Raw genomic sequence first — 12699 nt, forward strand, 5'->3', positions numbered from 1 at the left:
TTACTCATCCTTTGTAAAGGACGGAATCAGTATTACTCCGCGGTACCACCTTTGTTGATAAACGTTACCCACTCTCATTGATAATGCAGCTTACTGCAGTTAGCACCTACTAACATACTCCCAGATAGGTTCATCAAGGCATTTGCAGAAATCTTACAGCCGCTGGATTCCCTCTCTTTGGTAAATACACATCGATTACTGGTCTGTTCAACGTATTGTTATATTGAATTGTACTATAAGGCTTTGCCGTAGTTTTGTCAAGACTGCATGGATGAAGGTGAAATCTGCCGCCTTTTTATCTGCTATTCCCAACAACCTTTGCTATACTTATATTGTACACTAACGAAAGCTAGAAAGGAATTTTAGCAATGGATGATGGAAAACAAATAAACCAACTGAAAGCTGTACGAAAAGAACTGACACGTTTTATGCTCAGCTACAAATTTGGATTGGATGAAATGAATACGAAGCTTAACATCCTTCAAGAAGAATTCGAACATATTCATGACTATAACCCGATAGAACATTTAAAATCACGTGTTAAATCACCGGAAAGTATTTTGCGAAAATGTCAGCGCAAAAATATTCCGATTACCCAAAATTCGATTAGCAGTCATATTAAGGATATTGCAGGCATACGGATTGTCTGCTCATTTATCTCTGATATTTATAAAATTAGTGAAATGATTCAAGGACAACAGGATATCAAAGTGGTTGAAACAAAGGATTACATCAAACATCCGAAGCCGAATGGTTATAAAAGCCTACACTTGATTGTATCCATTCCCGTCTTTTTCTCCGACCGTCAGGAGGAGGTCTTTATCGAAATTCAAATTCGTACCGTTGCCATGGACTTTTGGGCAAGCTTAGAGCATAAAATTTATTATAAATATGATGGGGAAGTACCGGCATATCTTATTGAAGAATTAACAACCAGTGCGAATATTGCAAACCAGTTAGATGAGAAGATGGAAGTACTTCATACAGAAATCAATGAGGCAAAAGAAGATAAACATGCAGAAAGACAGCTCGATTTTCTGCCACTGAATAACAAACGCTTCCCACTGCCAAAACAGTTATTAGAATCATTGATGGAGAAAAGAGATAGAGAATAAATAGAGGCTATGCAGTAAAAATACGTTCTAAGATATAAGAAACCCGCAACTCCATAGCTGCGGGTTTTTATCTTTAATTTTTTATATTTGTTATAAATGGAGGAGGTAGAGGGATTCGAACCCCCGCGCGGTTTGACCCGCCTGTCGGTTTTCAAGACCGATCCCTTCAGCCAGACTTGGGTATACCTCCACAGATATAAATAAAGTTCACTGACTCGTTCCTTAGCGAACAAAATATACTATATCATCCTTAAATCTTATTTGTCAACAATTTTCCTTAAAAAACAAGAAGCTCTCCCTCAACAGAAGAGCCCTTGTTTATCTGTTACTTACCAATAACCTCTACACCGCCCATGTAAGGACGCAATACTTCAGGCACAACCACACTTCCATCTTCCTGCTGATAATTTTCCAAAATAGCTGCTACGGTGCGTCCTAATGCAAGACCAGAACCATTTAAGGTATGAACAAATTCCGGTTTTCCATTTGCTTCCCGACGGAAACGGATTCCGGCACGGCGCGCTTGGAAATCTTCAAAGTTAGAGCAGGAGGAAATTTCACGATACGTATTCTGGCTGGGAATCCATACTTCAATATCGTATTTCTTCGCAGCTGTAAAGCCTAAATCACCTGTGCACATGGTCATTACACGATAAGGAAGCTCTAACAGCTGTAATACCTTTTCTGCTTCTCCAGTTAATTTTTCTAGTGTCTCATAAGAATCTTCCGGTTTCACAAAATTCACAAGCTCTACTTTATTAAATTGATGCTGACGAATCAAGCCGCGTGTATCCCTTCCGGCAGAACCTGCTTCAGAACGGAAGCTGGCACTGAATGCGACATATTTTTTAGGCAGGTCATCACCTGTTAAAATTTCTTCCCGATGATAATTGGTGACAGGAACCTCTGCAGTTGGCACCAGAAAATAATCCCAGTCCTCCAGCTTAAATGCATCCTCCTCAAATTTTGGAAGCTGTCCTGTCCCTGTCATGCTTGTGCGATTTACAATGTATGGAGGCAGCATTTCCTGATAGCCATGCTTATCCGCATGCAAATCCATCATAAAATTCAATAATGCACGTTCCAGTCTGGCTCCTAAGCCTTTATAGAAAACAAAACGGCTTCCTGTCACTTTTGCAGCACGTTCAAAGTCCAATATATCTAAATTTGTCGCAACATCCCAGTGCGGCTGCGCTTCAAATGAAAACTCCGGCACAGTACCCCAGCTGCGTGCTTCTAGGTTATCATCCTCACCTTCTCCCACTGGAACACTTTCATGTGGCAGATTAGGAATGGAGAGCATAATATGCTCTAACGTTTCTTCAATTTCTTTTAATTCTTTATCAAGCTTAGCTATCTCATCTCCAACTTCACGCATGGAAGCAATAGCAGTTTCCGCATCTTTCTTCTCACGCTTTAAAACAGAAATCTCCTTAGACACTTCATTACGCTTTGCCTTTAACTGTTCTGTCTCCGCAATTAACTCCCGTCTTCTTACATCAAGCTCACCAAATCTGTCTAATTCGCCAAGATCCTCTCCCCGATGTGCAAGACGACTCTTGACCTCCTCAAAGTTATTTCGTACATACTTCATATCTAACATCATCATTACCTCCTTGGAATTTTTGATTACACTTTTAAACCATTAAAAAACTCCCGTCCCTTATATAGAAAGGGACGAGAGTATATTTCCCGCGTTGCCACCCTAATTAAAGAATCTGTGCAGATTCTTTCGGCTTTATATACGAATAACGTCGTATCTCCGTGCTTATTTCATGAGTCCCGCTCACTTCCATAAGCATGCTCCAGGATGGATTCACTGTCCTCTAACGCTAATTTACACCGGCCATCAGCTCTCTTTAGATAGAGTCAAACAGTTACTAATTCCTATCAACACATAATTATTTCAAGAGGATGTTCCCTCTATTTCAATGAATTATTGTATATCATAAGCTATTTCTTATCAGGTTGCAAGACTTCTCATAAAAATTAGCTAAAAAGTCCTTTTACCCAATTAAATGCACCTTGAAATATATTAACAAAGAAATCACCAATAGATTGGAGAGTAAGCATAAACCAATTGGATTTTTCTACGGCATCCATTGCAACTAATTCATAGCTTTCCTGACTTGCTTCATCCGAAATATATCCAAAATCTTCTTCTTCCCCGTCATAGACAACAGTAACTGTTCCAATAACTTCATCTGCTGCTATCGGAGCTTCTAATTCTCCATTTTCATTCAGCCTGTCTTCATCAATAGAATACTCTAAATGGTATAATTCTTCCTCACCTGATTTGATGGGAACATGGATACCTTCATTGATACCAATATTAACTTCTTTTTCTTTTCCTCTTGCTACAGGAGCAGTTTCGCTGCCTTCTTCTTGATATCCTGCCGGGAATAATTCTTGTGTCTCAAACTCATCAAAACCATAATCAAACAGTCTTGCTGTCTGTTCAAATCGTGCATCTTCACTTTCTGTCTTCATGACAACAGTGATCAGACGTCGTCCATCACGTTCTGCTGTTCCTGTAAAAGCATAGCCGGCAACTGTAGTAAAGCCTGTTTTTAAACCATCGACACCTTCATAGTAATGCTGCTGTAAAAAATCGGCATCGTGCTCCAGCATATAATTCCAGTTACGAATTTCCTGCTGATCAAATTCTGTACTTGGTATGCTGGAAATCTCTAACGCTTCCGGATAGTCATTAACCAATGCAGACCCTAAGATCGCTGCTGAACGGGCTGATAATAAGTTGGTATCATTAGGACTTGTTCCTTCTGGATAATTATCCCCCAAACTCTCATTATCTAATCCAGTCGAGTTTACAAACTTGTATTCCGGCATACCCAGCTCTTCTGCTTTTGCATTCATCATTTCAACAAATTCGCTTTCTGATCCTGCAATTAATTCTGCCAGGGCAATTGTTGTTGCATTATCTGAATTAATCGCCATTGCTTCATATAGCTCTCGTACAGTATAGTCTTGTTGCTGTGTTAATCCAACACCTGAGAAATCATCATTACCAGATATTTCATATGCATAATCGCTAATTTGCGTTGTTGTATCCCAAGAAATATCTCCATTTTCAACTGCTTCCCAAACGAGATATTCTGTCATTATTTTCGTCATGCTAGCAGGAGGTAATGCCACATCCGGATCTTTCGCATATAAAATTTTACCCGTCTCCGCATCCACTAAAATAGCCGATTCCGCCTCTAAATCTAATCCACTTGCATAAACAGATATAGATGGTGTAACAAAAGATGTTAAGACAAGCGCTGCCGCAACTACCAAAAGAAATAATTTATTCATAGACTTTCTCACATTTCCTTACCTCCGTTTAATAATATAGCTTGTTTACATAAAACGAAACTTTATTTTGTGGGCGCTTTTCCTCACAAAATATTAGTTGAGTCAATCAGGACATTAGCGGCCGTTTTCTCTCGCCTTCATTTATTCTTTACCCTTTTCTCGAGGGCGGGAGCATTTACGGACGGTTATCCGTGATAAAACGAAACTTTATTTTGCAGGTGCTCTTTCATCCCCACAAAACTTCATTCAGTGACATTTTTCGCTCTTTTTCTCACTGAATAGGGTCTGTCATTACCTATTCCACCTTAAAAGCGCAGCACTGTAAAAGTTCTATGTATTCTGCTAAGCACGCTTCACATTTTACCATAAAAATTCATAAAAAAATAGATAGAGCAACATCCTCTATCTATTTTTTTTAAGACGGTATGACACAAATTTGTCATCAAATACTATCTGTTATGTCTTCCTGCATTACTGTACAAAATAGTTTGGAGCTTCTTTCGTAATCTGCACATCATGCGGATGACTTTCTTTTAACCCTGCTCCTGTAATGCGGATAAAGCGGGAATCATTTCTTAAATTCTCTAACGTTTTCGTTCCGCAATAACCCATACCGGAGCGTAAACCGCCTGCCAATTGATGGAAGGTATCTCCAAGTGATCCTTTGTAAGCAATACGCCCTTCAATACCTTCTGGAACAAGCTTTTTATTTTCTGATTCACTTTGGAAGTAGCGGTCTTTTGATCCTGCCTGCATCGCTCCGACAGATCCCATACCGCGATATACTTTATATTGGCGTCCCTGGAAAATTTCTGTTTCCCCAGGGCTTTCCGTTGTCCCTGCAAAAATACTTCCCAGCATCACTGCATGTGCGCCTGCTGCTAAAGCTTTCACAATGTCACCGGAATATTTAATGCCGCCGTCTGCAATGACAGGTACACCATATTCTTTTGCTGCCCGTGCACAATCATAAACTGCTGTAATTTGCGGTACTCCGACACCTGCCACCACACGGGTTGTGCAGATTGATCCCGGTCCGATACCTACTTTTACAACAGAAGCTCCGGCTTCGATTAAAGCTCTTGTTCCCTCTTCTGTTGCCACGTTCCCTGCAATAATTGCTAAATCAGGATATGCCGCACGAATATTTTTTAATTGATCCAGAACACCTTTAGAGTGACCATGTGCTGTGTCAATCACAATGGCATCCACACCAGCGTCCACTAATTTTTCAATTCGCTTCATCGCATCGCCGGTCACACCGACTGCTGCTGCTACAATCAACCGCCCCTGTGAATCCTTTGCTGCATTTGGAAATTCAATGACCTTCTCAATATCTTTAATCGTAATTAATCCTTTTAAGATTCCCTGATCATCAACAAGAGGCAGCTTTTCAATTTTGTATTTCTGCAGAAGCTTCTCTGCTTCCTCCAGTGTTGTTCCTACCGGTGCTGTTACCAATTCCTCCGTCGTCATTACTTCTGAAATCAGAATTGAATAATCCTCAATAAAGCGCAAATCACGATTGGTTAAAATACCGACAAGCTTTTGTTCGTCAATATTATTTACAATAGGAACTCCTGAAATGCGGTATTTTCCCATTAAATGTTCCGCATCGTACACCTGATGCTCAGGAGTTAAAAAGAACGGGTTCGTGATAACACCACTTTCCGAGCGTTTGACACGATCGACTTCCTCTGCCTGCCGTTCAATAGACATATTTTTATGAATGACCCCAAATCCACCTTGACGTGCCATCGCAATTGCCATTTCTGCTTCTGTTACGGTATCCATCCCGGCACTGATAAATGGTGACTTCAATTTTAAGCTTGATGTTAAATCAACACTTAAATCCACCTGGTTTGGTAAAACCTCTGATTCTGCCGGAACAAGCAATACATCATCAAACGTAAAACCTTCTTTTGCAAATTTGTCTTCTCTCATTGCTAGCTTATCCTCCAATCATTGAATTCGCAACATCGTTTCACTTTATTTTGCAGGTATTATACAGTTTTCAAGGTATATCCTCATACGATATCGGAGAAACTGCTAAAATATACCAACCTTCTGAAATTAGTAGCAAATATCTATTTTTACTTACATTACTCTATCTTTTACGCTTTTTCAAGCACTCAATATAGAAGAAAAAATAGAAGATAGATTCAAAATATTTCAATAGTTATGGAGCTGGAATGAAAATGCATAATGAAGATATATATTCCTTTTTAACAGTGGAAGAAAATGCACAAAATTACTTGAGAGAAAAATATCACTTTCTTGATGATACTTCTACAAAAAGCTATCAAAACAGCTCTGCCTTTATACATTATCTCAGTAATGGAACCAGCTTTATGGAAGCCAGTCAGGGAAGCAATATTCTGGTTCAGCCGGTTCTGTCGTTTTATGGAATGATACACCTTTTAAAAGGCTGGCTGCTGACGAAACGTCCAGATTATCCTGAAACAACAAGTGTACTCGCCCATGGTTTGACAGCCCGGAAAAGAAAACGAAAAGATTATCGTTTCATCGAGGATGAGGTCAAAATTCAGCAGCAGGGGTTATTTCCATATGTCAGCCGCTATCTATTTTCTCTCCATCCTTTTCCGTTACATCGTGTTTCTATGCAGCTGCTGCTGCGTTCTATTCCGGAACTAAGCAGTATATGGAAGCTCTACCGGGAAGCCCCTATGGTAATTATCGGGGAACAAGGAAGCAAAGAGCTTCGTTTTCCAAACAGGATTTTTGATGGCTTTCATTTAAAAGAAGAGACATTTGTAGAGCGTATTCGTATGTTTTTGCCACCCATTGATCATATTCAGCAAAAAGAGGGAGAACTGCTGCTTTATCTGACAGAACCCGTCAAAGATTGGAACGGGCCATTCCGTTATCATCTGCATAACCAATGTATCTATTTTCCGGCAGATAGAGCGGACTACTTCCCTTATTCTGAAATTCTGGTCCATTATCTTCTGTTGTTTAATTTAAGCATGATTTGCCGATATGAAACCGAATGGTGGGGCGAGCTTATTCAATTAAAAGCAGATCGGGAGTATCCGCTTATTCAGCAATTTTTAAAAGTAACCCAGAAAAAAACACCGGCTCTTATCAGTCAGTGCTTATTGCAGCATTTTGAAATTAAGGACAAATAGTTAATAAAAAATCAACCGACGAGCTATACTTTCATAGCCTGCCGGTTGATTTTTATCGTCTGCTGAAGTAACGAAACTGTCTCAAAACGTGTGTATTATTCGTCGTTATGATCGTTTGCTTCTTTATTTTCCTCTGAACCCTCTACTTGTTCTGATTGTTCCGTTTCTTCCTCTTCTTCCTTCTCAATCCGCGCGACAGTTGCAACCTCTTCATCGTCCTGCAGACGAATCAGGTGTACCCCTTTGGTATTTCTGCCTGTCTGCGAAATATCGGATACTTGAATACGGATCAGCACACCTGCAATCGTGATAAGCATTAAATCTTCATCGCCATGGATAGCTTTCACATCAACAACATGTCCTGTTTTTTCATCCAGCTTACAAGTAAATACCCCTTTACCTCCACGGTTTATGCGGCGGTATTCATTTTCCGGTGTTTGTTTTCCAAACCCTTTACTGGTTACATGAAGAATTTTAGAGTCTTCTTCCAAAATTTCCATCGATACGACTTCATCGTCCTCCCGTAAAGAGATACCTTTTACGCCTGCTGCTGTTCTTCCCATTGGGCGCATCTGCTCTTCCTCAAAACGAATCAAATAACCGTTTTTGGTAGCAATCATAATTTCTTTTTCGCCATCGGTCATGCGGACAGAAATCAATTCATCCTCTTCCCGCAGATTTACGGCAATCAGTCCGCCTTTACGGATATTTTGGAATTTTTCAAGAGATGTACGCTTTGCTATCCCATGCTTCGTTGTGAAGAATAAGAAATGCTCCTCATCAAACTCGGATACAGAGATGACAGCATTTACCCATTCTCCTTTTTCTACCTGCAGCAGGTTGATAATTGGAATCCCTTTAGCAGTACGACTAAACTCCGGAACCTCGTAGCCTTTTGTTTTATATACCTTCCCTTTGTTCGTAAAGAAAAGAACGGTATCATGAGTTGAGGTAGATACAAGATGCTCAACAAAGTCATCCTCATTGGTTCCCATCCCTTGAATTCCCCGGCCGCCGCGACGCTGTGTCCGGTACGTAGAAGCCGGCAATCGTTTAATGTAACCTTGATGTGTCAGCGTGATAACAATATTTTCTTCTGGAATAAGGTCCTCGTCTTCAAAGAAACCAGCCCCGCCGGCAACAATTTCAGTGCGGCGTTCATCGCTAAATTTCTCTTTAATTTCCGTAAGCTCTTCGCGAATTATTTCCAATACTTTTTCTTCATCCGCTAAAATGGCTTTTAATTCAGCAATTAACGCCTGGAGCTCTTTGTATTCTTCTTCAATCTTTTCACGTTCTAAACCTGTCAAACGCTGCAGACGCATATCAAGAATTGCCTGAGCCTGCTTCTCTGATAATTTGAAGCGCTCCATTAATCCTTCTCTGGCAATATCTGCTGTTTTCGAATTACGGATTAAGGAAATAACCTCATCCAGATGATCAAGCGCAATTCGCAATCCCTCTAAAATATGGGCGCGTGCTTCTGCTTTATTCAATTCAAAAGCTGTACGGCGCTTAATAATTTCTTTTTGATGCTCTAAATAATATTCTAAGCACTGCTTAATGGTTAATACTTTGGGACGCCCGTCAACAAGGGCAAGCATATTGATCCCAAACGTTGTTTGCAGAGAGGTATGCTTGTATAAATTATTCAATACAACATTCGCATTTGCATCTCTTCTAAGTTCAATGACAATCCGCATTCCATTACGGTCAGATTCATCACGAAGATCTGTAATGCCATCAACCTTTTTATCGCGGACCAGCTCAGCTATTTTTTCAATAAGCTTAGCTTTGTTCACTTGATAAGGAAGCTCTGTCACAATAATCGTTTCTTTATCATTTTTGCCTTGTTCAATATTGCTTTTTGCCCGGATTGTAATAGAGCCTTTGCCTGTTTCATAGGCTTTACGGATACCGCTTCTTCCCAGAATTTGTCCGGCAGTAGGGAAATCCGGACCCGGAAGATAGCTTTCCATAATTTCATCTACTGTTAAATCAGGATTTTTACTCACTGCCAGTACAGCATCAATCGTTTCACCTAAATGATGCGGCGGAATATTTGTTGCCATTCCGACAGCAATCCCCGATGTTCCATTCACCAGCAGATTGGGAAATCGTGCCGGAAACACAATTGGTTCACGTTCTGCACCGTCATAGTTATCCTGATAGTCTATCGTGTCTTTATTAATATCACGAAGAAGCTCCATGGAAATCTTTGACATACGCGCTTCGGTATAACGCATTGCCGCTGCAGAATCTCCATCAACAGATCCAAAGTTCCCGTGTCCATCCACGAGCATATAGCGATAACTAAAATCCTGTGCCATTCTTACCATTGTTTCGTAAACAGCCGAGTCTCCATGTGGATGGTACTTACCAATAACCTCTCCAACGATACGTGCTGATTTTTTAAATGCTTTGTCAGAGTGCATCCCCAAATCATTCATTGCGTAAAGAATACGGCGGTGTACAGGTTTCATTCCATCCCGGACATCAGGTAATGCACGGGATACGATAACGCTCATTGCATAATCTAAGAAGGATGTACGCATCTCTTTACTAATATTTATTTCCTGGACACTCGGACGTTTTTCCTCTGCCATAGTTTAATAACCTCCCAATCACTATTATGTTAGTGATTTCCTTGAATCTTTCTGTTAAATTAAGTTGGATTACATTATTTGAGCTTTTTGAATATGTTTAGAATGTTTAAGAAGCTTATATAGCGACCGCTCCAACGTTTTTTATGGGGGAGTAATCGCAACCCCGGAAAAACACTAGGTGTAGGGAATACATATTCATCATTGTTGTAAGAAAGCAAACATTAAAGCATGTAATTTATCATCCAGCTTATACAGTTATTGTATTTTCTAATATCTAACAACAAAGCGATAGAAGTACTTCTATCTGCTTTGTCATTATTATTAAAAGGATGTTACTTTTAAATATCTAAGTTCTGTACATATTGGGCGTTTGCTTCAATAAAGTTGCGGCGCGGTTCTACTTTATCGCCCATCAGCATATCAAAAACTTGGTCCGCCTCAATGGCGTCACTAAGTTCAACCTGCAGCAATGTGCGTGATTCCGGGTCCATGGTTGTATCCCAAAGCTGGTCTGCATTCATTTCGCCCAGTCCTTTATAACGCTGAATACCCGGCTTTGGCGCTTTTGGAAGCTCGGCAAGGAGTGCATCCAGCCCTTTATCAGAATACACATAATGAACCGCTTTGCCCTGCTTAATTTGATAGAGCGGCGGCTGTGCTATATAAATATAGCCATGCTCAATTAATGGACGCATATATCGATAGAAAAAGGTTAATAATAACGTTCTGATATGAGCACCATCAACATCAGCATCGGTCATAATAACAACTTTATGATAGCGCGCCTTGGATATATCAAAATCTTCACCGATACCGGTTCCTAATGCCGTAATCATCGCCCGTACTTCATTATTGGATAAAATACGATCCAGACGTGCTTTTTCGACATTTAAGATTTTTCCGCGTAAAGGAAGAATTGCCTGATAATGACGGTCTCTTCCTGACTTTGCCGAACCGCCGGCAGAGTCACCCTCTACGATGTACAGCTCACTTTTAGAGGCGTCTTTGGAGGAACAATCAGCTAATTTCCCCGGCAGACTTGTTACATCAAGTGCACTTTTACGGCGTGTCAGCTCTCTTGCTTTTTTCGCAGCCAAACGTGCCCTGGACGCCATTAACCCTTTTTCTACAATAATTTTGGCAGTCGTAGGATTTTCATAAAGGAATTTAGAGAAGGACTCTGAAAATACACCATCGGTAATGGCACGTACCTCACTATTTCCTAATTTTGTTTTTGTCTGTCCTTCAAATTGCGGATCAGGGTGTTTTACAGAGACAATAGCTGTCAATCCTTCCCGGACATCCTCCCCGGACAAATTAGATTCATTATCTTTCAATAAACTATTCTTTTTCGCATAATCATTGATAGCACGTGTCAGTCCAGAACGGAAGCCAACCTCATGTGAACCGCCCTCATACGTATGAATATTGTTTGCAAAAGAATATAAACTCGTTGCAAAACCATCGTTGTATTGAATCGCGAGTTCCACAGCTATTCCTTGATCTTCCCCTTCAGCATAAAACGGGGCGTGTAATACTTCTTTATTTTTATTAATAAATTCAACATAAGAGCTGATTCCGCCCTCATAATAATAAGTCGCAGGCTCTTTCTCAGTACGCTTATCTTCAATGGAAATACGCAGTCCTTTATTTAAAAAGGCAAGCTCTCTTAAGCGCTGCTCCAACGTTTCATAATTATATTCTGTTGTTTCCGTAAAAATTTCCGGGTCTGGTATAAAATGGGTGACTGTTCCAGTAATATCTGTATCGCCAATAATCGTAATTTCCCCATCAGGCACACCTTTTTGAAAAGAAAGGTAGTGAACTTTCCCATCACGATGAACAGATACCTCTAAACTGCTAGAAAGAGCATTCACAACAGATGCACCAACACCATGAAGTCCACCGGAAACCTTATACCCGCCACCGCCGAACTTACCGCCGGCATGAAGTACTGTCATAATAACTTCCAGAGCCGGGCGACCTGTTTTCTTCTGTATATCTACAGGAATTCCCCGCCCGTTATCCTTCACAGTAATACTGTTATCTTCTTCAATAGTGACTTCAATATGATCACAATAGCCTGCCAACGCTTCATCGATACTATTATCGACAATTTCCCAGACCAGGTGATGCAATCCTTTTTCACTTGTAGAACCAATGTACATTCCTGGTCTTTTACGAACTGCTTCAAGACCTTCAAGCACTTGTATCTGATCAGCATCATAGGCTTGGTTTTCTGTAACTCTGTCTTCCATTGACATCTTCTCACACTCATTTCTATATGAATTACGCTTCATCAATTTACCACGGATAACCATCCGTAAATCTCCTGCCTCAAAATAAATTTATTTAGCGCGAGATAACGGACGTACTTTCCTGTTTCACTTAAGCTGTAATTTAGTGGAGAAAAATGTTCCACTTTAATTACGTTTCGATTTATATTTAAAAGAGCATATTCTGCGTTATTTTAGAGCAGAAATCTCTTGATTTTGTTGTCTGTTTAAGAAG

At 40.2% G+C, this 12699-nt stretch carries 7 protein-coding genes, 1 tRNA gene and 1 other annotated feature; of the genes, 2 read left to right on the forward strand and 6 right to left on the reverse strand.

Annotated elements, in window-relative coordinates; all coding sequences use genetic code 11:
- Nucleotides 1-368: 368 nt before the first annotated feature.
- The gene (locus tag FLK20_RS15185) at nt 369-1115 is read left to right on the forward strand and encodes a GTP pyrophosphokinase (protein WP_152657443.1); all 747 of its coding nucleotides are present in this window, start codon (nt 369-371) and stop codon (nt 1113-1115) included.
- Between the two features lie 97 nt (nt 1116-1212).
- Here FLK20_RS15185 and FLK20_RS15190 read toward each other — a convergent pair.
- The 4 genes from FLK20_RS15190 to guaB form a co-directional block, all read right to left on the reverse strand.
- A tRNA-Ser gene (locus FLK20_RS15190) sits at nt 1213-1305 on the reverse strand.
- Between the two features lie 135 nt (nt 1306-1440).
- Entirely contained in the window at nt 1441-2718 is a 1278-nt protein-coding gene (serS, locus tag FLK20_RS15195) for a serine--tRNA ligase (RefSeq protein ID WP_152657444.1), read from the reverse strand.
- Between the two features lie 67 nt (nt 2719-2785).
- Nucleotides 2786-3018: a binding site (T-box leader), on the reverse strand.
- An 86-nt stretch (nt 3019-3104) separates the two neighbouring features.
- Nucleotides 3105-4445: a D-alanyl-D-alanine carboxypeptidase family protein gene (locus tag FLK20_RS15200; RefSeq protein ID WP_152657445.1), complete on the reverse strand. Its 1341-nt coding sequence runs from the start codon at nt 4443-4445 to the stop codon at nt 3105-3107.
- A gap of 459 nt (nt 4446-4904) precedes the next feature.
- Complete coding sequence (gene guaB / locus FLK20_RS15205; protein WP_152657446.1) at nt 4905-6377, reverse strand: IMP dehydrogenase; 1473 nt, start codon at nt 6375-6377, stop codon at nt 4905-4907.
- A gap of 254 nt (nt 6378-6631) precedes the next feature.
- Between guaB and FLK20_RS15210 the strand changes: the two genes are divergently transcribed.
- Entirely contained in the window at nt 6632-7582 is a 951-nt protein-coding gene (locus tag FLK20_RS15210) for a YaaC family protein (RefSeq protein WP_152657447.1), read from the forward strand.
- Nucleotides 7583-7677: 95 nt separating this feature from the next.
- Here FLK20_RS15210 and gyrA read toward each other — a convergent pair whose 3' ends face one another.
- Both gyrA and gyrB read right to left on the reverse strand, forming a co-directional pair.
- Entirely contained in the window at nt 7678-10188 is a 2511-nt protein-coding gene (gene gyrA, locus FLK20_RS15215; RefSeq protein ID WP_152657448.1) for a DNA gyrase subunit A, read from the reverse strand.
- Nucleotides 10189-10526: 338 nt separating this feature from the next.
- Nucleotides 10527-12452 carry a DNA topoisomerase (ATP-hydrolyzing) subunit B gene (gyrB, locus tag FLK20_RS15220; RefSeq protein WP_152657529.1) on the reverse strand — a complete coding sequence of 642 codons (1926 nt, stop codon included), beginning with the start codon at nt 12450-12452 and terminating at the stop codon, nt 10527-10529.
- Between the last annotated feature and the right edge of the window lie 247 nt (nt 12453-12699).

It is taken from the genome of Oceanobacillus sp. CFH 90083, from assembly GCF_009389585.1.
Classification (GTDB): Bacteria; Bacillota; Bacilli; order Bacillales; family Amphibacillaceae; genus Oceanobacillus.

Coding starts and splice junctions, on each gene's coding strand:
- guaB (WP_152657446.1), bottom strand. CDS start 6,377: ATGAGAGAAGACAAATTTGCAAAAGAAGGTTTTACGTTTGATGATGTA.
- serS (WP_152657444.1), bottom strand. CDS start 2,718: ATGTTAGATATGAAGTATGTACGAAATAACTTTGAGGAGGTCAAGAGT.
- FLK20_RS15210 (WP_152657447.1), top strand. CDS start 6,632: ATGCATAATGAAGATATATATTCCTTTTTAACAGTGGAAGAAAATGCA.
- gyrA (WP_152657448.1), bottom strand. CDS start 10,188: ATGGCAGAGGAAAAACGTCCGAGTGTCCAGGAAATAAATATTAGTAAA.
- FLK20_RS15185 (WP_152657443.1), top strand. CDS start 369: ATGGATGATGGAAAACAAATAAACCAACTGAAAGCTGTACGAAAAGAA.
- gyrB (WP_152657529.1), bottom strand. CDS start 12,452: ATGTCAATGGAAGACAGAGTTACAGAAAACCAAGCCTATGATGCTGAT.